This window comes from Reichenbachiella sp. MALMAid0571 (assembly GCF_040151475.1).
Lineage (GTDB): Bacteria > Bacteroidota > Bacteroidia > Cytophagales > Cyclobacteriaceae > CAXBNB01.
Genome location: NZ_JBDKWG010000083.1, coordinates 1 through 24,118 on the forward strand (window position 1 = coordinate 1; position 24,118 = coordinate 24,118).

Sequence of the window (24,118 nt, forward strand, 5' to 3'; positions counted from 1 at the left end):
TGGTTGACTTCCCTGTCAAACACAGATTTACTGCCATCATTTTGAACTCCTTATCGAAGTGTCTTCTTTCTTGTTTCATCTTATGTAAATTTAGCTTAACGAGCTTAACTTACTGTCCTGTCAAATGTAGCAGTTCCAAAGACCTGGCATCTATCAGGCGATTACAATTTGCTGACATTTGGAGTTGCAATGGTATCTCTTGGAATATATATCTTGGTAACACCTTAATGGATTTATCGACTTCAAACTGAAATATAAGCTTGCGCACATTTAAACGTAGCGGAAATGCGTGAAAATAGATGTTTCAGATTCAATAAATTGTACATAAACCCTCCAAGAGTTCTATAGAAGTAAAAGATTATTCCGCTATACTGTAGCTTGCCTCAAGCAACACTTGGAGGGTTGTAATTTGGTAAAATGAGAATGCCAGTTCTCCCACTTATTTACTTTTCTTCCTAGACTCATTCCAGCTTTTAGTGCCTCCATAGATAGTGTTTTCTATAACTATAAAGTCCATAAAAGCCATGTCCTCAGTCTTTAAAATATGTTTCCAGGATTTTCCGTCATCAAAAGATTGGTGAATCCCATAGTTATTGCTCATTATAATGCTATTATCTACCTGTTCCATTTCATATACATACGAAAGTTCTCGTGGAGAATAATTCAATTTGAACCAACTACCCCATTCGTTAGACATATAAACATCTCCTGAAAAATACATGATTGCTATTTTACCATCTAAAATGGCTGTATTATTAACCGCACCCAATTCATGAATCCAGTTCCATTTTTCTCCACTTTGGCTGGATAATAGCACTCCGAAATTGGTTCCTGCCACTATATTTCCTTTATATACATTGAAACTATTGGCCTGAACACTTTTAAACAAATGAGACCATGTCTTTTGTTCGTGATTGAATTTAAAAATACCATCATCAGTCCCTACAAATAATTGATGGTTTAGCTTAACAATAGCACGTACCCTGAGGTTTGTTAAATCATAATTCAATGAATTCCAGGTGACACCCCGATCATTACTCTCAAAAATTCCCTGGTTATATACTCCAACAAATATGGTATTACCTGACAAATACAATGCGTTTATTTTTTCGTCAGGCAGTGAATTACTAACCTGATACCAGTCTGTCAAATTATGTTCACTGATAAATAAACCCATATTGTCAGTGGCCACAATAATTTCATTTTCTAATTTTTGAATGAATGACACCTGAGCGGTAGGAGGTAATTCAAAACCAGGCCAATTCCAAGATATGCCCTGATCATCAGTAAAATAAACGGGACTCCTGGGTTCATCGATTGTTATAAATTCCTTTTTTTTGACCCGCTCATCTGTTGAACTATTGTTCGTGACACCAGTACAGGAGACCAAACAATTCAACATTAAACAAGCATACAGATGGAAATATGATTTCAAGATTACCATGATTTTTTTCTAAAAACCCTCCAAGAACTTTATAATTGAACACTTGGAGGATTGTATTTGTATATATTTTAATTATAGTACATCAATTCTATGATGTGGCAAACTGAACTTGTCAGCGTCTTTCAAGATGATCACAATCTGATCACCTGTTTCACATTGCTGCAATACTTTTTGAGCATCCACAGTGGTATAAGTATTGTCAGAGAATGACACCATCGAGTCAAATTTCTTCTTGAATATGGCTATCTTGAATTCTATAAAATCTGCCCTGTTATAATCGCTTTTATCCGATACATCATTGGTTTCATGAACAGAAATTTTTCCTTTTGCATTTAATACAATGGCATTCTTAGCTCCTGCATTGTAAGACTCAGGAATCCAACTGTCGTCAAGACAGACCACACTACAGCTCCGGTTGATGGCTGATTTTTTTTGAGCTAAACCTACTACAATGAAACACAAAACCAGCGAACATAAAATTATTGACTTTTTCATTTGAATATATTTTGATTAATTATGAAACAAACGTACGATATCAATCTGCTCACAAATCCTTCAAAATTGTAAAAAAGTGTAAAATGAATGTAAATAATAGTTACGCCTCTACCGAATCCGTTAATTTTAGACATTCTTTAGATGAAGTAACCGATATAGCTTCCAAATTAGACTCTATATAATCCATGAAGTTGAAGTCTTTACTTATTATTAGTCTCGCCATTTTCACTTTTCTTTCGTGGAAATTTATAGACAAAGCTGATGATATCCCGAAGGATTTGTCAAACCCACATCTGGAAGTTAGTTTGAGAAATATTGGACATCAGGTGCTGTTGAGTGCAGGGGATTCATCTACCAGAGTACTACCTATAAAAAAGTTGGATGACCACACTTTCCTGATTCAATTCGAAAAGCAGTTTGCACTTGAGCCAGATACACTTGCCGGGATCGTTCAAATCAATATGAGTGAGGAACACTTTGCACAAGGATATATCGTAAATGTACTGTCATGTTTTACAAAAGAGGTGGTTTATGCTTTCGAAATTTTTGAAGACAAAGAACAAAATCTGGTACCTTGCCTTGGGAGGCCTTTACCGAAAGAATGTTACGACATCAAAATCACATTTCCTTCTAAGAAGATTACACTTGTGAACTATATGCCCTTGATGGTTTCATTTATGGCTTTGGCCTTTTCTTTTTTTCTGTTGATAAAGAAAGAAAAGAAAACAGAGGCAGTTGCGATTTCAAATGAAGAAACATCAATAGGTGTAATTCTTGGTCAATTGGAGTTTTTTCATGGCAAACAAATACTTAAATCAGGAAATGAAACGATTTCACTAACCGCCAAGGAAAATCAGGTGCTCAAAATACTTGCTTCCAGTCCCAACGAAACTTTGAGTAGGGAGCAATTGCAAAAAGAAGTATGGGAAGATGAAGGCGTGCTTGTCGGTCGTAGTTTGGATGTGTTTATTTCCAAGTTAAGGAAAAAACTGGAGGCTGATCCAAACCTGAAAATAGTTAATGTCCATGGCAAAGGTTATAAGCTAGAAATTTAATCAAGTCATATTTTTGACTGGAGGAAGTATCAAAAAGGCAAAGCCGTTAAATCTACATTGCCTCCGGTGACGATTACACCTACATTTTTACCTGCAAACCTGTCCTTTTCCTTAATAATCGTAGCAATTGCCACCGCACTGGATGGTTCTATAATGATTTTCATTCTTTCCCAGATCAACTTCATGGCTGAAACAATTTCTTCTTCTTTTACTGTAACCACATCATCCACATACTCTTTGATGATTCGAAAATTCAACTCCCCAAGTGATACAAGTAATCCATCAGCAATAGAAGTTTTTTTACCAACAGGGGTCAGTTTTCCGGTCTTGAAAGATTTGTAAGTATCATTTACATTTTCCGGTTCACCAAGAATGACTTTAGTAGTTGGGCTTACGTAATTTGCAGCCAATGCTGTGCCTGCTGCCAATCCACCACCACCCACAGGGGTTACGATATAGTCCAAATCGGGTTGTTCTTCTATCAACTCTTTAGCCGCAGTAGCTTGTCCGGCTATAATTCGACTATCGTTGAAAGGAGGTACGAAAATGGCATTGGTTTCTTCAAGAATCTTTGCACATGTGTCTTCTCTGGCAGCTTCGGTTGGTTCGCAAAACACTACTTCAGCACCATACTCAATCACAGCGTTTTTCTTTACTTCCGAGGCATTTTCGGGAATAACGATATATGCTTTAGTTCCCGCAAGTTTTGCCGCAAGTGCTACTGCCTGTGCGTGGTTTCCAGATGAGTGTGTGGCAAATCCGTTTGTCCTTTGTTCTGGTAAATAGGACATGATAACATTAGTTGCTCCACGCATCTTAAATGAGCCAACTTTTTGAAAATTTTCACACTTTAGAAACACTTTGGCTCCTACTATGTCATCAATTGAATGCGATGTGAGAACAGGGGTCTTGGTAATGAATTTAACAATTTTCTGGTGAGCCCTTTTTATTTCACTGAAATTCGGAATATCTAAATACATATATGCTGGTGGTAGTTGCCGCAAAAGTATTCAATGAAAATTACATTTTCACAAGCTTCATCGCACGATCCGGATAATCTGTGATAATACCATCCACATCATATCCGATTATCCTTTCCATGTCTTTGGTTTCGTTGATAGTCCAGGGGATTACTTTCATTTTTTTGTCATGAATTTCTTTTACCACTTCAGCCGTTAGATTCTTATAACCACAACTGTAAATATCCGGTACAAACCCTAATTCCTCAAGTGTATCATCAACAACATGGTCGTTTCCTACCAAGACTGCAAGCTCTATTTCGGGGTATTTTTGATTAAAGTATTTCAATATTCGAAAATCAAAGGACTGTACATTTACGTATTTGGGGTCGATATTTTTCTGAATAAAATTGTACACTAAATCAGAAAATACTTCTACGGATGGATGGAAAATACCATCACCCTTTGGGGTACTTTTGATCTCAATGTTGTATTTTACTTTTTTGCCATCTAAAAATACATTGACCGCTTCTACCACATCTTTAAGCAATGGTTTTTTTACTTTGAATTTTTGTTGTTCTGGGAAACCACTATGAGGTTTTGTTCCACAATCAAATGCTTTTACCTCCTCATAAGACATTTGGTAAATATTATATAAATCTTCTTTGTCTTTTGGAATTTCCTTTCCAGTGCTATCCAGACAATATGTAGAGCTAAAATAAGGTTCGTGACTGACCACTAATTCATTGTCTTTGGTCACAGCCAGGTCGAGTTCCAAAGTGGTTACGCCTAATTTTAGTGCTTCTAAAAACGCAGGGATGGTGTTTTCAGGCATCAGACCTCTTGCGCCCCGATGGCCTTGTATATCCGTTTGGTTCACTATTTTATCTGTTTTTGGGGAGCATGAATTTAGAGAAATAAAAAACAGGCATACAAAGAATAAGAGGATTGATAATCTAATCATGGCTTTTTTGAGTTTTTTGCTCACGAATGGCAGCTAAAATAACTAAAAGTATTGCGACTAGAGTGATCCAAAAATACAATGAACTCCCTTCTTTGAATAAACAATTGTAAAGCAATGCTCCAAATGCTCCGCCCAAAAGTGGTCCGGCAACAGGTATCCAGGAGTATTTCCAGTTTGAGCCACCTTTTCCCATAATTGGAAGTAAAAAATGTGCAATTCTTGGCCCTAAATCCCGGGCAGGATTGATTGCATAACCAGTCGATCCTCCCATAGAAACTCCAATCGCAAAAACCAATCCCCCCACAACCAATGGGTTTAACCCTTCGGTAAAAGTATTGGCTCCTATGAACATGATCGCAAAAACCAGAATGGCAGCACCCAATATTTCACTCAGAAGGTTAGAAAAGGTAGAAGGGATGGCAGGGCCTGTAGAAAATACACCAAGTTTGGTTTCCGGTTCTTCCGTCTTACCCCAATGTGGCAAATATTGAAGCCATACCAGTGTAGCTCCGACTATAGCACCCAATACCTGAAAGGCAATATAGCCAGGCACATCAGACCAGGGAAATTTTCCTGCCATTGCCAACCCAAAAGTTACCGCAGGGTTGATATGCGCTCCACTGATGGTTCCTACAGCATAAATGCCAAGAGTAACTGCTATGCCCCAGCCGAATGCTATAACAATCCATCCAGCTCCCTGGGCATAAGACTTGTTGAGGCTTACAGTGGCATTTACGCCACACCCAAAATAAATCAGTACTGCTGTACCGACCAATTCAGCTACATAGGTATTCATAGTGGATAGGTTTAGTTGAATGTTAAAACATCACAAGATGCTTTCTATAGCAATATAAGAATTTTATATCTCAATTTTCAACCCAACAGGACAATGATCCGATTCCATATATTCCGGATGGATGGTTGCTTCTTTTAAATTTGAATTTATCCCTTCGCTCGTCAGAAAATAATCGATTCTCCAACCGATGTTTCTCTCCCGGGCACTTCCCATGTAGCTCCACCAACTGTAGGCAATTTCTTCAGGGTGCAAATGCCGGAATGTATCAATCAATCCTGCATTGGTATAATTGTCCATGCCATCTATCTCTATCTGGGTAAATCCAGCGGACTTATTGTAATTTGCCTTAGGCCTGGCAATGTCAATCTCCCGGTGGGCTACATTAAAGTCTCCACAGACTATCACAGGTTTGATTTTTTCCAGTGATTTAAGGTATTTTAAAAAGTCTGCATCCCATTGAGACCGGTATTCCAACCTTGACAAATCTCTTTTTGAATTTGGAACATACACGGTGACTAAAAAGAATCTGTCATATTCGGCAGCTATCACCCGTCCTTCGAAATCATGCTCTGAAATGCCGACATCATTGGTAACACTCAATGGCTCTGTTTTACTTAAAATGGCTGTACCTGAATAGCCTTTTTTTTCTGCAGAATTGCTATAAATATGGTAACCGTTCAGTTCATCTAATGCTTCCAAAACCTGATCGTCCTGGGCTTTAGTTTCCTGAATACACAAAATGTCAGGGTTTAATTCTTTTAAAGATTCTAAAAAGCCTTTTTTAATAGCAGCCCGAATTCCATTTAGATTCCAGGAGATAAGATGGTGTTGCATAATTCGAATTTTATTGGTCTCAACAAAAGTATAATTTATTGCAACAAAAATGGGAAATCTTACTTGAAGTTGGTAGCCAATTTCAATTCGTTGTTGAGCTGCTTTAATTCTTCTTCGACTCTGGATTCGTCCCATCCCAAATATTTTGCCATAATGGAAAGAACCACTTCGAGGGTATCGTTGATAGTTTGTATTTTGAAGAATATCCGACCGGTTCTTCTCTCGTAAAAATCTAAAAGGGTCATTACCATTTCATTTTCAAGGCAAAAATTTATTTCTGCTTTTAATAGTTGAATGTCGGGCCGATTTTCATCTTGCTCTTTGGCATTTTTGATTATTTCATTGGTTTGTGTTCCATAGATATCCACCAGATAGTCTATGGTAGAAGGGTTAAATGAAGAGTTGTTCTTCTTTAGTTCATTTTTATATTTTTTAACCGCTGTATAATCTTCAAATTCATTCCCAGGCAATGGAATCTTTCTGGTTTTACATTTTCTTTTCTTTTTTATACCTGATTTTTTCTCTTTCTTTTCCAATACAGCCACTACGACTTTTTTAGCCATTTGACGGTATCCGGTCAGTTTTCCACCTGCTATTGAAATAAGTCCATTGTCAGCTACAAACAGTTCATCTTTTCTGGAAATTTCGGAAGCAGATTTTCCTTCTTCTGCGATCAGTGGTCGTATTCCAGCCCAGGATGACACTATATCAGATTTTTGTAAGTGAATTGAAGGAAACATATAGTCAACAGCATCCAATATATAATCCACGTCTTTCTGGTTTACCTGTGCATCTCCAGGATCACCACTGTATTCCGTATCTGTGGTGCCTATATAAGTGATGTCATTTTTGGGAATGGCAAAAATCATCCGTCCGTCTGAGACATCAAAATATACTGAATGTTTCACCGGAAGTTTTTCATGAGGCACCACTATATGTACTCCTTTGGTCAAATGAAGACTTTTCCCTTCAATTTTTTCTATTTTACTACGAACTAAATCTACCCATGGACCCGTAGCATTTATAATATAGTCCCCTAGTATTTCAATTGATTTATCGCTGATTTTGTCTTTGCATTTCACTCCATAAGCTATCCCTCCCTTTTCTAAAATCTCTTCTACCTCCACATAATTAATAGGATAAGCCTGGTATTGCATTGATGCCTTGATTACCTCTATAACCAACCGAAAATCATCCGTTTGGTACTCAGCATAAAGTCCGCCTCCTTCTACCACATCGTCTTTCAGCAGAGGCTCAAGTTTCATGGTTTCATCTTTGGACAACATCTTTCGCTGATCTTCTTTATCCACATTGGCCAGCACATCATAGACCATAAGACCAACGGATGTCATAATATGTCCATAGTTGCCATTAGTGATTAATGGAAGCAACATCTTTTCAGGACGTACAAGGTGTGGTGCCAGGTGATGTACTATGGCTCTTTCTTTTCCAACTTCTCGAACAAGGCTAAATTCGAATTGTTTCAAATAGCGCAAACCACCATGGATTAACTTAGTAGATTTGCTGCTAGTGCCACTCGCAAAATCACCCTTTTCGACCAAAGCTACCTTTAGTCCCCTGGAAGCAGCATCAAGTGCTATCCCCGCTCCCGTAATGCCTCCACCTATAATGATGATATCATAATACTCCTTTTCAAGGGATTTAATGATTTGAGGTCGGTCTTGTGCTGAAAAGCTCATATTTGTTTTTTTAGCAAGGTAAGTTTTTAGAATGTTAACTGATACATTGGTATGTTATGATTTTATTATCGAAAGTGGCTTGCCAAAATTTGAGTTAACTATCCAAGCTCTTATCTGACCATCCCATTGTTCTGTTCACTGCTTTTTGCCAGCCAAGGTAAAGTACCTTCCGTTTTTCATCTGAAATGGCAGGAGTAAATGTTTTATCGATGATCCGGTTGTTGAGAATGTCTTCTTTTTTCCAAACACCTGCGGTGATTCCAGCCAGATAGGCTGCTCCAAGTGCTGTAGATTCAATGACTTCAGGCCGTTCTACCGGAGTACCCAATATATCGGCCTGAAATTGCATTAGCAGGTCGTTGGCACATGCTCCTCCATCCACTTTAAGTTCAGCAAGGGTGATACCGGAATCGGCTTGCATGGCATCCAGCACATCTCTGGTTTGATAGGCCAATGATTCTAATGTGGCTTTTGCAATATGGTTTTTACCCGTATCTCTGGTCAAGCCAAAAATGGCTCCTCGGGCATACATATCCCAATAAGGTGCGCCAAGTCCCGCAAAAGCAGGAACCACATATACTTCGTCATTTCCTTGTGCTGCCAAAGCCATAGATTCCGATTCTTCTGCCGACTCAAGAATCTGCAAACCATCTCTGAGCCATTGTACTGCTGCCCCTGCGATAAATATACTGCCTTCAAGGGCATAATGCACTTCCCCATCCAGCCCCCATGCAATAGTAGTCAACAAACCATGTTCTGAATGCTGGACTTTAGTGCCAGTATTCATGAGCATAAAACAACCTGTTCCATAGGTATTTTTAGCCATACCTGGTTCGAAGCATGCCTGACCAAACAAAGCAGACTGCTGATCGCCAGCCACTCCCAGGATCGGCAAGTCTATTCCCCTGAAATTAAAATTTCCAAAGTCCGATCCTGAAGGCTTCACTTGAGGCAACATGCTTTCCGGCACACCTAACCTTTCCAACATTTTTTGATCCCACTCTAGTGAGACTATATCATACATCATTGTTCTTGAGGCATTGGTATAGTCGGTTACATGGAATTTTCCTTTGGTCATATTCCAGATCAACCAGGTATCAACAGTGCCAAAAATCAGGTTACCACTTTGTACTTTTTCTTTTGCCCCAGCTACATTTTCCAATATCCAGTGGACTTTTGTACCGGAAAAATAAGAGTCTATCACTAACCCTGTCTTTTCCCTGACATAAGAGCCCAACCCTTCTTTTTTCAATTGAGTACAGTATTCGGCTGTACGTTTATCTTGCCAGACTATGGCATTGTAAATGGGCTTGCCACTGGTTTTATCCCAAACTATGGCTGTTTCCCGTTGGTTGGTGATACCTATAGCTGCTACATTTGCAGGTTCAATTTGGAATTTTTCAATTACCTCTTCAAACACTTCCATCTGTGTTTGAAGTATTTCCATAGGGTCATGTTCGACCCATCCCGGATTGGGGAAAATCTGTGTGAATTCTTTTTGTGCAATTCCGACAATTTTACCGGATCCATCGAAAAGCACGGCACGGGAACTGGTGGTTCCCTGATCCAGTGCTACTATATATTTTTTGCTCATTTGAAAATTGGATAGTTGCCTTCAATTTAATAAAACAAATGAGTAAAAGGAAAGTTGATCTATGAATTGAACTTTAACACTGCCATTTTTTATTCGTGTATAGACAAAATAGGAATCTGGATGTCCATGGCTATTTTTTTCGTCACACTGCCTTTGAGCAATCTGTCCAATAATCCATGTTTTCTTGGATATAAAGTAAGCATATCCAATTTGTGCTCATTGATGAATTCAAATATTCCATGGACAACTTTATGGTCTTCTATGGTATGGAAAGAATGTTTTACATCCTTTAAGTAATTTGAAATTTTTAGGCTTTGCCTGCTTTTATCAAATGATACTGTACCTACATCTTTGGCAACATAAAAAACCTGAATTTCAGCTTTAGCCAGTTTGGCAAAATAGATCAGAGTCTCCAGTTTTCCCAAGTCACCCATTTCTTCAAAGTCCGCAGCATAGCCTATTTTTTTGAAATCAAGAGAAGAAATATTTTCAGGAATCAGTAATACAGGAACAGTTGCGTACCGAATAACATCGGCACTGACTCCACCAACAAGTTTTTCTAAAGTACTGTGACTGCCTTTTGTTCCCATCACGATCAGGTCAATATTCTGATTTTCTATGCAGGTGTAGATCGCATCAGAAACCATGGATATGTATTTCTTTGTATCATATTCCACCTCTTTAAGTTGCACAAATTCTTTCTTGAGTTCTTCAAATTCCTTATCAACTCTTTTTTCATAGTCTTCCAAAATGGGTTCTACTAATGGAAATCCACCAGTAACATCCACATGCGGAGTAGGAACATATATGGCATTTACTAAGTGAAGTTTGGCATTGTTAGACTTGGCCAGTCCTATTGCTATTTTCAATGCATTTTTAGAACATGGAGAAAAATCAACCGGAACTAATATGTTTTTGATATTCATGACTTTCGTATTTGGTTTACTAGTGATTTACATGATCAAAACTAAGTTGATCTGAAATTAATGCCCATGATATGAAAGCAGAAGAAACCTGATTGTTGTCAACTTTTATTGAGATATCACAAATGCTATTATAGTAATGTCTAGACAAAAAACAAATAGTCTTTTGCGAATTTTACCAGCCAAGTAATGGTATATGACCAAAACAAGCTACTGATCCACATATATTTGAAAATGTCTTCTTTTTTGCAGCCAAGGGCATTGGCAGTGATAGTACCTCCAATAGGTGTTAAAAAAATGGGGGTCAAAAAAGCGATTCCCATAACGCCATATTTTTTCCAAATTACAACAAATCGCCTGTTGCGTTTAGAAAAAATGTTTTTCTTTTTTGCTTTAAATATTCTACTTACCAAATTTCTGATTTGGTCGCCAAAAAAAGTGAATATATACACACTGGTCATTGCACCTAACAGAGTAAGGGTACCAGTGATGAAAACATTGAAGCCATAGGCAATACCAAGAGTAGGCCCAAAAACAAATTTTAGGGCACTAATGGAATAAACCGTCAAATATTTAATTATCTCTTCTAACATATCGTTTTCTTCATCCGAATTAAGTTAACTCGAAATTATTCAATAGGTTGCTTTAAATTATCATTTCAAAATACAACCTTGCAGAAAATTTCTCAAGGACATCAATAATGAAAAAAACCGACATCAATTTACTCAAATCCTTATGTGGTGTATTCGCTCCTTCTGCTAATGAAGGTTTGATGAAGGAGTTTGTTTTAGACTACATAAAAAAAAATCAGAGAGATTGGCTGGTGAAGCCCGAGGTTATCCACGGAGAGGAGTTTCAGGATTGTATCATATTGAAATTTGGCAAACCAAGAACAGCAATTTTTGCTCATCTGGATTCTATTGGTTTTACAGTCAGGTATCAAAACCAGTTGGTTCCTATTGGTGGTCCTGATACCGAATCGGGATACAAACTGGTAGGTAGAGATTCGTTGGGAGATATCGAATGCACTTTGAAAGTAGATGAAGATCACCGGATTTCTTATGAATTTGGCAGAGCAATTGACCGTGGGACAGATTTGGTTTTCAAACAAGAATTCATAGAAACCGAAGACAGTGTGCAATCCTGCTATCTGGACAACAGGTTAGGTGTGTTCAATGTCCTTAAAGTAGCTGAAACGCTTACAGATGGTTTGATAGTATTTTCTTGTAGGGAAGAACATTCCGGTGGTACTGTTCCCTTTTTGATCAAATACATGTATGAAAAATGGCAAATCAAACAAACCTTGATTTCTGACATCACCTGGGTGACTGATGGGGTCTTTCCCGGCGAAGGTGTAGCGATTTCGATGAGAGACAGTGGCTTGCCCAGAAAATCATATCTGGATAAAATAATAAGACTCGCTGAAATTTCAGGTGTCAAATACCAATTGGAAGTAGAAGGTTCTGGTGGCAGTGATGCCAAAGAACTACAATCTTCACCTTATCCGATTGACTGGTGTTTTATAGGTGCAGCAGAAGAAAATGTACACTCCCCTTACGAAACTGTGAACAAAGACGACATAGCTTCTATGGTAGATTTGTATAAATTTCTCATGAAGAAACTTTAAAGAATGAAGGTCAAAATAAAAGATAAAGATTTCGATATTTTCCTTACCGATAAAGAAATAGAAACTGCTGTTTCTACTCTTGCGAAAAAAATCAACACAGATTATACTGACAAAGATCCGCTATTAGTAGCAGTACTCAATGGCTCGTTTATCTTTTGTGCTGACCTCATCAGGCATCTCAATTTTGACCCTGAAATATCTTTTACCAAGCTGGCTTCATATCAGGGATCAGAAAGTACTGGAAAAGTCAATGAACTCATTGGATTGACTGAGGATATTAAAGGAAGGCATATTCTTATAGTAGAAGACATTATTGATACCGGAAATACCCTTGAAAAAATCATCAAAATACTCAATGAAAAGGAAGTAGCTTCTGTGGAAATTGTATCACTGTTATTCAAATCAGAAGTGTATAAAAAAAAGACTCCTGTCAGGTATTTTGGTCTGGATATCCCCAATAAATTCGTGATTGGATACGGCCTGGATTATGATGGCAGGGGACGCTCCCTCAGACATATATATCAAATTGCCGAAGGCTGAAAATTGTGCTGGGGATTTTGTTATCTTTGTTCCTTTTTTAAAATAAATCATATGCTAAACATTGTATTGTTCGGTCCTCCTGGTGCAGGAAAAGGGACACAAAGCGAGAAGGTCATTGCTATGTATGGCCTGGAACACCTTTCTACAGGGGATCTTTTCAGAAAACATTTGGGAGAAGGAACCGAGCTTGGTAAACTGGCTCAAAGCTATATGGACGATGGAAATCTTGTGCCCGATGAAGTGGTGATAGGAATGGTAAAAGATAAAATTGCCACTACAATTGACCCTAAGGGGTTTATTTTTGATGGTTTTCCCCGGACGGTAAATCAGGCCATTGCTCTTGATGGAGTCTTGAACGAGTTTGAAACGTCTGTTAGTGGCATGATTGCTTTGGACGTACCAGACGATGAGCTTCGAAACCGACTTATGGAAAGAGGCAAAACTTCAGGCAGATCCGATGATCAAAACATTGAGAAAATTAACAATCGCATCAACGTATATAAAGAAGAAACCATTCCGGTTGCCAACTATTTTGACAAACAAAACAAGTTATCAAAAATTCATGGTGTGGGTAGCATAGATGGTATATTCAATGAGATAAAAAAAGTTATAGATTCTTATTAATCTACTTTAATTCATAAACCTGCTTTTCGCTCTTATCATACTTCTGTTCCCTTATGTTGACCTCCAACTTTATAGACTATGTAAAACTTTGTTCCCGATCAGGAAACGGGGGATCGGGATCAGTTCATTTCCGTAGGGAAAAGCATGTCCCAAAAGGTGGACCGGATGGAGGAAATGGAGGAAGAGGAGGACATGTGATTCTACGAGGCAATTCCCAACTTTGGACATTGCTTCACCTGAGATACAGAAAGCATGTGTTTGCTGATGATGGCAAACCAGGTGAGGGAGGAAACAGGTCGGGTGCTGAAGGTGCTGATATAATCCTTGAAGTACCAGTTGGCACTATTGCAAAAAACGCTGAAACAGGTGAAAAAATACTTGAAATACTGGAAGAAGGGCAAGAAGCTATTCTAACTCAGGGTGGTAGAGGAGGTTTAGGAAATTCCAATTTTAAAACCGCAACACAGCAAACGCCCCGATATGCACAGCCAGGTGAAGAAGGAGAGGAACAATGGGTAGTATTGGAGCTGAAGTTGCTGGCAGACGTGGGGCTGGTAGGTTTTCCTAATGCCGGAAAATCCACTCTGCTTTCTGTATTGTCTGCTGCCAAGCCAGAAATTGCAGATTACCCATTTACTACATTGGTTCCCAATCTGGGTGTTGTTGGCTATCGTGACCACAAATCATTTGTGATGGCCGACATTCCCGGTATCATCGAAGGAGCAGCTGAAGGGAAAGGTCTCGGGATACGCTTTTTGAGACATATTGAAAGAAATTCAATGTTGCTGTTTATGATCCCGGCTGATACCGATGACATCAAATCTGATTATAAAATCCTTCTTGGAGAGCTTAAAAAATACAATCCTGAATTGCTTGATAAGCATCGCTTGTTGGCAATCACCAAATCGGATATGCTGGATGATGAAATGATTGCTGACATGGAAAAAGAACTTCCCAAAGACATCAAGACATTGTTTATTTCGAGTGTGGCACAAAAGGGGTTAGATGTCTTGAAAGACGAAATCTGGGATTGTCTTAACTAGTATTTCCTCACACAAGTAAATTAGATGGCTAAAGTAAAATCATCCTTTTTTTGCCAAAACTGTGGTGCGCAATCTCCAAAGTGGATTGGAAAATGTCCCTCATGCAATGAATGGAATACCTATGTGGAGGAAATTGTCGGAGGCCAAGACAAGTCTGCTGGCCAATGGCGTGATAGCAGTGAACCAACCCGATCTGTTAAGCCAGTAAGGCTCAGTGAGATTGAGCAGGAAAAAATGGTACGAGTCGTTACCAAAGACAAGGAGTTTAATCGTGTATTGGGTGGAGGAATAGTACCCGGATCGATGGTATTGATCGGAGGCGAACCGGGAATTGGCAAGTCCACACTGCTGCTACAACTTGCTCTGAGTCAGAGTGACTTAAAAGTCCTCTACGTTTCCGGAGAAGAAAGCCCACAGCAGATCAAACTAAGAGCTGATAGAATGGATGCTACCTCTGACAATTGTTTTTTATTGGCAGAGACAGGACTACAGAACATCTTTCAGCAAATCAACCAACTGAAACCTGACATTCTAGTCATTGATTCGATTCAGACATTGCATACTTCGAAAATCGAATCTTCTGCTGGCAGTGTTAGTCAGGTAAGGGAATGCACAGCAGACTTACTGCAATTTGCCAAGGAAACAAATACTCCTGTATTCCTGATTGGTCACATTACCAAAGAAGGGTCACTTGCAGGTCCAAAAGTACTGGAGCACATGGTCGATACAGTATTGCAATTTGAAGGAGACAGGCATCTGGCTTACAGGATCTTGCGGACAACCAAAAACCGTTTTGGATCGACTTCTGAGTTGGGGATATATGAAATGCAAAGCAACGGTATGCGTGAAGTATCCAACCCATCGGAGATTTTGATTTCACAAAAAGAAACTCAAATTAGTGGGGTGTCGATAGGTGCGTCTATAGAAGGAAACCGTCCTTTGCTCATAGAAACACAGGCACTGGTAAGCCTGGCAGCTTATGGCACTCCCCAGCGAAGTTCTACAGGTTATGATGCCAAAAGGCTCAACATGCTTCTCGCCGTATTGGAAAAAAGAGGAGGACTGCAACTCGGTACCAGAGACATTTTTCTCAATATTGCCGGAGGACTGAAGATTGATGATCCGGCACTTGATTTGGCAATTTGTGTTGCCATCGTTTCTTCTTTTGAAGACAAGCCCATAGACCATAAAGTCTGTTTTGCCGGAGAGATAGGACTGGGTGGAGAAGTCAGGGCAATAAATCGGGTTGAAAACAGAATTTCTGAGGCAGAAAAACTAGGCTTCAAAGAAATCCATGTTTCTTCATACAACCTCAAAGGAATTGATCTCAGCAAGTACAAGATCAAAGTAACACCTTCGGCGATGATCTCAGATGTGTTTAAGAAATTGGCGGATTAATATTTCGGATATACCATTGCCAAGTCTAAAGAAAATATGCTCGAAATGTTAGTGAAGTGACATAAAAAACACGAATATATTTAGCTCTGATCAATCTGGTATGAATTACATTTGTATTGAACGTAGCAATATTCTATCAGCGAGAAAATCAGATGCAAAAATTAGCCTTATTCTTTAGCGTTCTGTATTTGCTATCAATGGCCAAACCAATAATCCCGTTGGCTGAATATCTGATCAATCAAGAATATATAGCTGAATTTTTGTGTATAAACAAAGATAAACCTCAGCTCAGCTGTGACGGGAAATGCTACTTAGCCAAAAAACTCCGAGCTCAGGAAGAAAATAAAAGAAAAAATATTCCTAAAATAAACTTAGAGAACCACTTTCACATAGTGAACAAAAATCACTTTTCAATTCAACCTTATGACCCAATCTCCGGGCAAAAGTTCAATCCAATTGAAAGTGTTGTTTTTTCTTCCTCTTATATCAATGATGTTTTCCACCCACCACAGGAAGTTTAACCCCCACTGCAACTGTTGTATTTTATTATTCTTGCCCTTATAGATAAAGGGTATTTTGTGTGCTATAGTAAATATTCATGTATAAGTGGATTTACCAAGAACCCTTATGGGCAGTGGGTATTGTTAAATGACAATTTATTTACTTATTGAATTACAAGGCTTTTACAGCCTTCAAATTATATATTATAAAAATGAGAAAATTATTTATTTTACTCTTAGTTATTCTATTGACTTTGCTCGACGGAATGGCTCAAAACACATATAGGGGACAAATCTTAGATACTGAAAATAATCCTTTGGTAGGTGCACTAATAATTTCCAGTACTGAAAACAAGGGAGTAGTAAGCGATGTAAACGGAAAATTCAGTATCTCATCGGGGAATGAAGTGGAAATAAGTTTTGTTGGCTATAAAGGCAAAAAAGTTACCCTTACCGATGCATTCAATACCATAATATTAGATCTCGATTTGGTGTCTTTAGGAGAAGTGGTAATTTCAGGCAATAGAGAGTTACAACAAAGAAACAAGGTGCCTGCATCCATTTCTATATTGAATGCTAAAAGGCTCAATGAACTAAAATCTTTTGGTATCGAACAGATTGTAAATACTGTTCCGGGAGTATTTATGCAGTCATCAGTTGCCAGTAGCAACGAACAACACCAAATGTCAGTTCGTTCCCCTATTTCTACCAAAGCACTATTCTTGTATGTTGAAGATGGCATACCTATTCGACCTACAGCAGTGTTTAACCACAATGCTTTACTGGAGATGAACAGTATTTCCTTTGACCGGATAGAAGTAACAAAGGGCCCTTCGTCAAGCATTTATGGAAGTGAAGCCATTGGAGGCAGTTTTAATTTTATCACCAAGCAACCTACTCAGGATCTAACCGGAAGCCTTAGTTTTCAAATTAATAATCTGGGATTTAAACGATACGAAGCGGAAATTTCAGATCATGTAAGTGATAAGCTAGGAATTTATGTTGGAGCTCAATATTCCAAAAGGCAAGACGGAATTGTTGACCACAGCGACTATCACAAGTTTGCAGCTACACTTAAAACCGTATATCACTTTAATGGTTCCTCTATTTGGACAAATCATTTGGATATTATAGACTACAAATCCGATATGGCCGGATCAATAAGTGAAAAGAATTTTTTCGAAGGTAACTACGAAAGCAATGAAACTTTTACCAATCGTGTGGCTAAATCTGTCAGGCTAAGAAGTACTTTCGATAAATATTGGAATGATAAAAATAAAACTTCTTTCAATTTAATTTTCAGAAACAACCTTATGGATCAGATACCATCGTATAGAACTACCGAAATCCGCCAAAATGGACAATTGACGGGAGAAGGAATTGGGGAATCAAACTCTGACCAATTTACCAGTTATGCAGGGTTGATTCAGCATAAAATGGATTTTGATTGGGTCAATTCATCTTTGGTGGCAGGGCTTCATTTTGACTATTCTCCTCAGGATTATATTGCCAATACCATTGATTTTGATGTGAATCTTGAAACTGGCAAAAACGAGAACTATTCCTTAAATGCGGAAGATTACATTCTAAACTATAATGCAAATATTTTCAATTACGCAGGATACCTTCAATATGAAATCTCCCCTCTTGAGGCATTACAAGTGACTGCTGCTCTTCGTTATGACAAGTTTGTCTTTGATTATAACAATAGAATGAAAGGTGTCGTTGGCGTGAGAGATGGCAAAAACGAATATACCAATATTGCTCCAAAAATAGGGTTGAACTACAATTTCTCTACCAAAGCAGGATTGTATGCCAATGTATCCAACGGATTTTCTCCACCACAAACCTCCACGCTCTATAGAAATGGAGATGCCGTTGATGGTGGAGAAACATTCAACCTCAAACCAAGTTCATATTATAATTATGAGATCGGTGGTTATTTTTCCATAAGCAATCTGATCAAATTGGATGTTGCCTTTTATGATTTGGAAGGCCGTGATGTATTGGTGAGTTACCAACTCGAAGATCAGAGTTACGACTATAGAAATGCCGGGAAAACCCGTTCTTATGGCATAGAGTACGGATTGATTTTTACACCGGTAAAGCAGTTGGTCATATCTCATAACGGAAGCTATGCCAGACATCAATATTTAGAGTATTTCGATGGTGGTAACGATTATTCAAATACCAATATGGAAGAAGCTCCTTCACTACTTGGCAACACTATCATTACTTATAAGCCATTTTTTGTAAAAAACCTCAGTGTTTCTGCACTACATAATTATATGGGTAAATACAATACTGCTTATGAAAATACCGTGGTAACTACTGAAAATGGTGTGACCTCTTATACAACGCCTACTTATCAGGGGTATAGCATTTTTGATATAAAAGTTTCTTATAAGTATAAAAAAGCAGAAATATGGGGGCAATTGCTCAACATATTTGATAGACTGTACTCCATAAATGCTACCTATAGCTATGGAAGGACTACCTATACCATAGGTAATCCCAGAACTATTCATGCCGGGATAAAGTATAAATTTTAAATGTTAACTATTGGCTTGGGTATTAAGCTCAGGTCATTATCGATCGCCATGAAGAAGAATATAAAACTTAATAACTGGCTATGGAAATGGCACTTTATTGCAGGGCTTGTTTCGCTTCCATTTGTTCTTATATTGTCTATTACAGGAGGAATTTATCTGTTCAAGCAACAATATGAAGAACCCGTTTATAAATCAATAAAAGAAGTGGTAATAGAAAAAGAATCTATTTCATTTCAAGAACAATGGGAGATTGTTAATAAAAATGCCAAGATAAAACCCAATTCTATGGTATTGCCAGTGCATAAAAATGAGGCAACCAAATTTATTTCAGGAATGTTTGGTGGAGCAACATCTCTTTATGTAAATCCATATAAAGGAGAAGTGTCCGGACAAATCATACCACAAACATCCTTCATGTACAAAGTAAGAAAACTACATGGAGAACTCCTTTTAGGAACTTATGGTACTAAATTGGTTGAATTAGTAGCCAGTTGGATGATTGTTTTAATAATTACAGGCTTATATGTTTGGTGGCCAATTAAAGGATGGTCTTTGAAAGGTTTTTTTATAGTCAGAAGAAAGGAAGGCAAAAGGACATTGTTTCGTGATTTACATGCTGTAACAAGCTTTTGGATTTCGGTATTTTTATTAGTCATATTGGCAGGGGGACTCCCTTGGACTGATGTTTTTGGAGCCAACTTCAAATGGTTTCAACAAGTGACCAATACCGGGTATCCCACAACATGGCAGGGAAATACACTGCATTCTATAAAAAATGATAAGGCACTGACTCTTGATGAAATGATAAATGTAGCCAGAAGCCTTAATTTAGAAGGGGAAGTCACTATATATTTTCCTAAAAATCAGGAGGATGTTTTTAGTGTTTCTAACAGCACTACAAATTTACAGAGTCAAAAAAAATATCATTTTGATCAATATTCAGGAGATCAAATATTGAGACATGATTGGCAGGATGTGGGTGTACTTATGAGGGCAAGAATGTGGTTAATGTCATTCCATCAGGGAGAGTTCGGATTGTGGAATTGGATATTGATGATATTCATGGCTGGCACACTCATATTAGCATCTGTTTCAGCTTTGGTTTCTTATTTAATGCGAAAACAAAAGGGTTTTTGGGGTGTTCCGGATGTTCCAGGTACATTTCGGACAGGTATCGCAGTACATATAATAATTATTGCGTTGGGAATCATTTTTCCCCTATTTGGTCTAAGTGTACTTCTGATCGTTGCATACGAAATATTCACTTTGTTGAAAAGAAGGAAATTAGAGGCAATCTAATGATTTGATAAACTAATTGCGTTTCCCAGCTTTTAAAGTATGGGGAACGTAATTTTTCTCAAAAAAACTTGAATTCATTCCACCTACTCCCATCATGTTTCAATAGATGAAAACCATTGACTTCAAAGGTTGATTCATATTTGATCGCTGAAAAATGAGCTTTTGCCTCCTCAAATCGAGCCTTTTTCAAATCCCGAAAAGCCACTGTAATATGGGGGTGAAATGGCCTGTCTTTGTAGTCTGCATTCAGGATGTACAACTCCCTGCGAACATGAGTGACTAGTTTTTTTTGAAGTTGGCTCAGTATCTCGTTTTGCCCCACATCTACAAAAATCACTTTCGGAGGAAACCAATCAAAACCACTGATTTTTACATTAAAAGGATAATTTTCGAATTGAAATGAATCCAGCTTTTGAAGCAAAACATCTTCTTTGCTCTCTTTCCATTTGAATGGCATGTGCAATGTGATGTGGGGAGGAGAGCGAAGGGCTGCCTTGGACGCAAATAGATCGGCTGACATTTCTTTGAAAGACATGATGTCTTCACAAGTTTGACTGTCGGGTATGATTGCCAGAAAATATAGGGCTTCCTTCATTGTGATGGTATAACTGAGTGCAAAGATACTCGTCCTAATAATAAGAAAAGGCTTTACTAAACTTTCGAAGTTTAGTAAAGCCTTTATTGAAATATCCCTGAGGTCTTAAAACGACTTTCCGATAGAAAATTGAATAACACTATTGGGATAAGTATCATTACTGTCTTCCTTGGAGGTATTAGATAAACCCAAATTATACCTCAAATCGAAGTTGACACCAGACTCAAGTTCATAGCCGATTCCAAGCCCTAGTGAAAAATCAGTAGAGTTCAGTTGATCTTTTACACTGATGGAATTCATACCATCGCTAACATTCGCCGAAAGCAATATGCCAACCTGTGGGCCAAATTGAAAATTAAAGCCATTTTGCACAAAGATTTTCGCAATCAGAGGGACGTTGATGTAGTTATAATTGACTTTACCTTCTCCTTGTGCAACTTGTGCGCCCTGCATCGAAAATATTAGTTCAGGTTGGAATTTGAAGCTTTCGGAAATCTCCATAGTGTTGTAAAAACCTATGTGAATTCCTAATTTGGAGCTTACCCCATCGGCATCTCCTGCTATTGTGGCTATGTTTAATCCACCTTTAAGACCTATAACAGAACTTTGCGCCGAGGCATTTAGACTTATCAGTACCGCAAATACCAATAAGTAAGTACATGTGTTTTGCATGATGTTAGTTTTAAGTTAGAAGGGTAAAATAATAATTTTATTAAAAATAATAGCCCGTGAATGGAGTTATTAATCAAGTCATTTTTGCCCCGACTCTGTCATATCCTAAACCCCACCCCCGTTTTGTGACTGCCTGTTAGACAGGCCTCCACAAATAGAAATCACATTTGAAAATGTCTGTGAGGATACCTGCCAGTCAACATGGCAAACATTGGCGTGAAAGGTAAATGTCATAATTGTAATAGATTAGGGAAAAGGGAGAGGGTTTACAATTTGCATGGCAAATAAAACCAACCTAGATTTATACGCATAGTTATCAAAAATATCTTATCATTTGAAGCAGATATACAAATCCAGTTTGATTTTAAGTGCTGTTTTTGCACTGGCGGTTTTGGTTTTCATAGTAATAGGGGAGGCAAAAAATGCTGGATTGCTTGTAATTGCTTTGTTCGTATGCTTTTCGATTAGCCTGATTCAATTTCCAAAACTTAAAGGCTTTTCCTTCACGGTACTGATATTTGCTACAGTGGCTGCCGCCATGTATTATCCTTCTAATTTTAGTCAAATAGGGAGCTTTGACCTGAAAAAATTAATTGTGCCCCTGCTAATGATCATCATGTTTGGTATGGGTACATCCATGAGCATCAAGGATTTTGCAGGAGTACTCAAAATGCCAAAAGGTGTTTTCGTTGGTCTTTTGTGCCAGTTTACCATTATGCCGTTTGTAGGGTTTGGGCTTGCCTACCTGTCTGGATTGCCTAAAGAAATTGCTGCCGGAATACTACTGGTGGGCTGCTCACCGAGTGGTCTGGCCTCCAATGTAATGTCCTATATATCTGGTGCCAACCTTGCCCTTTCTTTGACATTAACGGCAATTGCAACATTGCTTGCTCCAATTTTGACTCCTTTTTTGATGAAGCTATTGGCTGATGAACTGGTGCCCATAGACTTTTGGGCAATGCAATGGAGTATCATCAAAATTGTGATTATTCCGATTGTCTTGGGGTTGATTTTCAACAGGCTCTTTCATCATAAATTTAAAATTTTAGAAAAAATAATGCCCATAGTATCCATGGCTGGTATTGCATTTATCATTACAATTATTACTGCGGCTGGTCGAGAATCTCTGCTGCAGATAGGTCTCGTATTGATAGCCGTAGTGGCAATTCACAATATTTCCGGTTACGTGCTGGGCTATTGGGCAAGCAGGGCGGTAGGGCTCGATCAGAGGTCTGCCAGAACCATTGCCATAGAAGTAGGCATGCAAAACTCCGGGCTGGCTTCAGGTCTGGCATTGGAAATGGGAAGGGTCGCAACAACAGGATTGGCACCTTCTGTTTTTGGTCCTTTTATGAATATCTCTGGTTCTGCGCTTGCTACCTATTGGCAATCAAAAAAAATCCCGGAAGACCAATAACCTGTATTGACAGTGAATTCTTAAAACTAATTGCTTGTCGTTGTTAGTTCTTTTAAATTCGTGCCTTTCTTTAATGTAAACGCCAAAGCCTGATTTTGAGTAGTCTCAGCTGACCTCCAAACTCAACAATTCTTTTTCTATGGATAATGAACTATTCACCACTGAATTTTTTTCTCAATTCAATTTAGATACTGGTCAGTGGGTTTGGGTATTGGTTTGTGCGTTGTGCATAGGCATGTCTAAGGCAGGCATTTCCGGGCTTGGGATGTTTGTAGTTCCTGTGTTTGCCTCAGTATTTGGCGCTAAAGAATCGACGGGTGTTATTTTACCCATGCTGATCATGGCGGACATATTTGCAGTGATTTATTACAACAGACATGCAAATCTCAAATTGCTGAAAAAGCTATTTTTGGCAACAGTAGCAGGGGTTTTTATAGCCATCTGGGTAGGCGATATGATCAATGATCAGCAGTTTCGAATTCTCCTGGCTGTAGTAGTGATATTGGGTGTGATCATTATGATCTGGCACGAAACAAAGAAATCATCAGATGCCATACCCGACAATTGGTTCTTCGGATCAACTGCTGGTTTGCTTGGCGGTTTCACAACTATGATCGGCAATGCAGCAGGACCTGTGATGTCGATTTATTTCCTTGCCCTTCACTTAAAAAAGAACAATTTCATAGGAACTGCTGCCTGGTTTTTTCTGCTCGTCAACATCTTCAAAGTGCCTTTCCATGTTACTATTTGGCATACCATTACCTGGAACACGTTTCTGTTTAACCTGTCCATGTTGCCCATTATCCTGCTTGGGGTTTTTCTTGGAATCAAAATTGTGAAACTTATCCCTGAGAAACCATATCGCATATTCATTATTGTAACTGTGACATTGGCAGCATTGAAGTTGTTCTTTTAATGTCAGAATGAATGAAAAATTTGTATATTTAAATTACTAGTAAACGACTAAAAATGGGTTAGAGGCGTACTATCTAAGAAAAGTACAATTGGAAGAGGTTACCCTCCTCCAATTTGACGATGTTTGAAGTGACTAAACATAAAACATCATGACTAAAGTTACCAACTTATC

22 protein-coding genes are annotated in these 24,118 nt (G+C 38.3%); 10 read left to right on the forward strand and 12 right to left on the reverse strand.

Annotated elements, in window-relative coordinates:
- Window positions 1-439: 439 nt before the first annotated feature.
- Window positions 440-1,435 (reverse strand): WD40/YVTN/BNR-like repeat-containing protein, encoded by a 996-nt coding sequence (locus AAOP42_RS02215; RefSeq protein ID WP_349526823.1) that lies wholly within the window; start codon window positions 1,433-1,435, stop codon window positions 440-442.
- An 81-nt stretch (window positions 1,436-1,516) separates the two neighbouring features.
- Complete coding sequence (locus AAOP42_RS02220) at window positions 1,517-1,939, reverse strand: hypothetical protein (RefSeq protein WP_349526824.1); 423 nt, start codon at window positions 1,937-1,939, stop codon at window positions 1,517-1,519.
- Between the two features lie 185 nt (window positions 1,940-2,124).
- On the opposite strand from AAOP42_RS02220, the gene AAOP42_RS02225 reads away from it, so the two are divergent.
- Window positions 2,125-2,994 carry a winged helix-turn-helix domain-containing protein gene (locus tag AAOP42_RS02225; RefSeq protein ID WP_349526825.1) on the forward strand — a complete coding sequence of 290 codons (870 nt, stop codon included), beginning with the start codon at window positions 2,125-2,127 and terminating at the stop codon, window positions 2,992-2,994.
- A gap of 29 nt (window positions 2,995-3,023) precedes the next feature.
- Here the strand turns inward: AAOP42_RS02225 and AAOP42_RS02230 are convergent, their stop codons facing one another.
- The 8 genes from AAOP42_RS02230 to AAOP42_RS02265 all read right to left on the reverse strand — a co-directional run bounded on the left by AAOP42_RS02230 (window position 3,024) and on the right by AAOP42_RS02265 (window position 11,357).
- Window positions 3,024-3,974, reverse strand: coding sequence for a pyridoxal-phosphate dependent enzyme (locus AAOP42_RS02230; protein WP_349526826.1), 951 nt, complete (start codon window positions 3,972-3,974; stop codon window positions 3,024-3,026).
- Between the two features lie 40 nt (window positions 3,975-4,014).
- On the reverse strand, window positions 4,015-4,917 hold the full coding sequence (locus AAOP42_RS02235; protein ID WP_349526827.1) for a glycerophosphodiester phosphodiesterase family protein: 903 nt from the start codon (window positions 4,915-4,917) through the stop codon (window positions 4,015-4,017).
- Window positions 4,910-5,713: an MIP/aquaporin family protein gene (locus AAOP42_RS02240; RefSeq protein ID WP_349526828.1), complete on the reverse strand. Its 804-nt coding sequence runs from the start codon at window positions 5,711-5,713 to the stop codon at window positions 4,910-4,912. The genes AAOP42_RS02235 and AAOP42_RS02240 overlap by 8 nt, the downstream gene beginning before the upstream one ends.
- Window positions 5,714-5,776: 63 nt before the next feature.
- Entirely contained in the window at window positions 5,777-6,547 is a 771-nt protein-coding gene (locus AAOP42_RS02245; RefSeq protein WP_349526829.1) for an exodeoxyribonuclease III, read from the reverse strand.
- Window positions 6,548-6,606: 59 nt separating this feature from the next.
- A complete protein-coding gene (locus tag AAOP42_RS02250; RefSeq protein WP_349526830.1) occupies window positions 6,607-8,247 on the reverse strand; it encodes a glycerol-3-phosphate dehydrogenase/oxidase in 1,641 nt (546 codons plus the stop codon).
- Between the two features lie 94 nt (window positions 8,248-8,341).
- Window positions 8,342-9,841 (reverse strand): glycerol kinase GlpK, encoded by a 1,500-nt coding sequence (glpK, locus tag AAOP42_RS02255; protein ID WP_349526831.1) that lies wholly within the window; start codon window positions 9,839-9,841, stop codon window positions 8,342-8,344.
- Window positions 9,842-9,930: 89 nt separating this feature from the next.
- Window positions 9,931-10,767: a universal stress protein gene (locus tag AAOP42_RS02260; protein ID WP_349526832.1), complete on the reverse strand. Its 837-nt coding sequence runs from the start codon at window positions 10,765-10,767 to the stop codon at window positions 9,931-9,933.
- 140 nt (window positions 10,768-10,907) lie between these two features.
- Entirely contained in the window at window positions 10,908-11,357 is a 450-nt protein-coding gene (locus AAOP42_RS02265) for a small multi-drug export protein (protein ID WP_349526833.1), read from the reverse strand.
- Window positions 11,358-11,464: 107 nt separating this feature from the next.
- Between AAOP42_RS02265 and AAOP42_RS02270 the strand changes: the two genes are divergently transcribed.
- The 7 genes from AAOP42_RS02270 to AAOP42_RS02300 all read left to right on the forward strand — a co-directional run bounded on the left by AAOP42_RS02270 (window position 11,465) and on the right by AAOP42_RS02300 (window position 20,347).
- The gene (locus AAOP42_RS02270) at window positions 11,465-12,391 is read left to right on the forward strand and encodes a M20/M25/M40 family metallo-hydrolase (RefSeq protein ID WP_349526834.1); all 927 of its coding nucleotides are present in this window, start codon (window positions 11,465-11,467) and stop codon (window positions 12,389-12,391) included.
- Window positions 12,392-12,394: 3 nt separating this feature from the next.
- Window positions 12,395-12,931, forward strand: a complete 537-nt coding sequence (gene hpt, locus AAOP42_RS02275) for a hypoxanthine phosphoribosyltransferase (RefSeq protein ID WP_349526835.1) — start codon at window positions 12,395-12,397, stop codon at window positions 12,929-12,931.
- Window positions 12,932-12,982: 51 nt separating this feature from the next.
- Window positions 12,983-13,555: an adenylate kinase gene (locus AAOP42_RS02280; protein WP_349526836.1), complete on the forward strand. Its 573-nt coding sequence runs from the start codon at window positions 12,983-12,985 to the stop codon at window positions 13,553-13,555.
- Between the two features lie 53 nt (window positions 13,556-13,608).
- Complete coding sequence (gene obgE / locus AAOP42_RS02285) at window positions 13,609-14,598, forward strand: GTPase ObgE (RefSeq protein WP_349526837.1); 990 nt, start codon at window positions 13,609-13,611, stop codon at window positions 14,596-14,598.
- Window positions 14,599-14,622: 24 nt separating this feature from the next.
- Window positions 14,623-15,996, forward strand: coding sequence for a DNA repair protein RadA (gene radA / locus AAOP42_RS02290; protein ID WP_349526838.1), 1,374 nt, complete (start codon window positions 14,623-14,625; stop codon window positions 15,994-15,996).
- A 712-nt stretch (window positions 15,997-16,708) separates the two neighbouring features.
- Window positions 16,709-19,048, forward strand: coding sequence for a TonB-dependent receptor domain-containing protein (locus AAOP42_RS02295; RefSeq protein WP_349526839.1), 2,340 nt, complete (start codon window positions 16,709-16,711; stop codon window positions 19,046-19,048).
- A gap of 48 nt (window positions 19,049-19,096) precedes the next feature.
- Entirely contained in the window at window positions 19,097-20,347 is a 1,251-nt protein-coding gene (locus AAOP42_RS02300; protein WP_349526840.1) for a PepSY-associated TM helix domain-containing protein, read from the forward strand.
- 58 nt (window positions 20,348-20,405) lie between these two features.
- On the opposite strand, the gene AAOP42_RS02305 is transcribed toward AAOP42_RS02300, so the two are convergent.
- Window positions 20,406-20,942 (reverse strand): 2'-5' RNA ligase family protein, encoded by a 537-nt coding sequence (locus AAOP42_RS02305; RefSeq protein WP_349526841.1) that lies wholly within the window; start codon window positions 20,940-20,942, stop codon window positions 20,406-20,408.
- Window positions 20,943-21,047: 105 nt separating this feature from the next.
- Window positions 21,048-21,614, reverse strand: coding sequence for a porin family protein (locus tag AAOP42_RS02310; protein WP_349526842.1), 567 nt, complete (start codon window positions 21,612-21,614; stop codon window positions 21,048-21,050).
- Window positions 21,615-21,948: 334 nt separating this feature from the next.
- Between AAOP42_RS02310 and AAOP42_RS02315 the strand changes: the two genes are divergently transcribed.
- Window positions 21,949-23,031 carry a bile acid:sodium symporter family protein gene (locus tag AAOP42_RS02315; protein ID WP_349526843.1) on the forward strand — a complete coding sequence of 361 codons (1,083 nt, stop codon included), beginning with the start codon at window positions 21,949-21,951 and terminating at the stop codon, window positions 23,029-23,031.
- Between the two features lie 139 nt (window positions 23,032-23,170).
- Window positions 23,171-23,947, forward strand: coding sequence for a sulfite exporter TauE/SafE family protein (locus AAOP42_RS02320; RefSeq protein ID WP_349526844.1), 777 nt, complete (start codon window positions 23,171-23,173; stop codon window positions 23,945-23,947).
- The last annotated feature ends 171 nt before the right edge of the window (window positions 23,948-24,118 follow it).

Coding starts and splice junctions, on each gene's coding strand:
- AAOP42_RS02220 (WP_349526824.1), bottom strand. CDS start 1,939: ATGAAAAAGTCAATAATTTTATGTTCGCTGGTTTTGTGTTTCATTGTA.
- AAOP42_RS02225 (WP_349526825.1), top strand. CDS start 2,125: ATGAAGTTGAAGTCTTTACTTATTATTAGTCTCGCCATTTTCACTTTT.
- AAOP42_RS02230 (WP_349526826.1), bottom strand. CDS start 3,974: ATGTATTTAGATATTCCGAATTTCAGTGAAATAAAAAGGGCTCACCAG.
- AAOP42_RS02235 (WP_349526827.1), bottom strand. CDS start 4,917: ATGATTAGATTATCAATCCTCTTATTCTTTGTATGCCTGTTTTTTATT.
- AAOP42_RS02240 (WP_349526828.1), bottom strand. CDS start 5,713: ATGAATACCTATGTAGCTGAATTGGTCGGTACAGCAGTACTGATTTAT.
- AAOP42_RS02245 (WP_349526829.1), bottom strand. CDS start 6,547: ATGCAACACCATCTTATCTCCTGGAATCTAAATGGAATTCGGGCTGCT.
- AAOP42_RS02250 (WP_349526830.1), bottom strand. CDS start 8,247: ATGAGCTTTTCAGCACAAGACCGACCTCAAATCATTAAATCCCTTGAA.
- glpK (WP_349526831.1), bottom strand. CDS start 9,841: ATGAGCAAAAAATATATAGTAGCACTGGATCAGGGAACCACCAGTTCC.
- AAOP42_RS02260 (WP_349526832.1), bottom strand. CDS start 10,767: ATGAATATCAAAAACATATTAGTTCCGGTTGATTTTTCTCCATGTTCT.
- AAOP42_RS02265 (WP_349526833.1), bottom strand. CDS start 11,357: ATGTTAGAAGAGATAATTAAATATTTGACGGTTTATTCCATTAGTGCC.
- AAOP42_RS02270 (WP_349526834.1), top strand. CDS start 11,465: ATGAAAAAAACCGACATCAATTTACTCAAATCCTTATGTGGTGTATTC.
- hpt (WP_349526835.1), top strand. CDS start 12,395: ATGAAGGTCAAAATAAAAGATAAAGATTTCGATATTTTCCTTACCGAT.
- AAOP42_RS02280 (WP_349526836.1), top strand. CDS start 12,983: ATGCTAAACATTGTATTGTTCGGTCCTCCTGGTGCAGGAAAAGGGACA.
- obgE (WP_349526837.1), top strand. CDS start 13,609: ATGTTGACCTCCAACTTTATAGACTATGTAAAACTTTGTTCCCGATCA.
- radA (WP_349526838.1), top strand. CDS start 14,623: ATGGCTAAAGTAAAATCATCCTTTTTTTGCCAAAACTGTGGTGCGCAA.
- AAOP42_RS02295 (WP_349526839.1), top strand. CDS start 16,709: ATGAGAAAATTATTTATTTTACTCTTAGTTATTCTATTGACTTTGCTC.
- AAOP42_RS02300 (WP_349526840.1), top strand. CDS start 19,097: ATGAAGAAGAATATAAAACTTAATAACTGGCTATGGAAATGGCACTTT.
- AAOP42_RS02305 (WP_349526841.1), bottom strand. CDS start 20,942: ATGAAGGAAGCCCTATATTTTCTGGCAATCATACCCGACAGTCAAACT.
- AAOP42_RS02310 (WP_349526842.1), bottom strand. CDS start 21,614: ATGCAAAACACATGTACTTACTTATTGGTATTTGCGGTACTGATAAGT.
- AAOP42_RS02320 (WP_349526844.1), top strand. CDS start 23,171: ATGGATAATGAACTATTCACCACTGAATTTTTTTCTCAATTCAATTTA.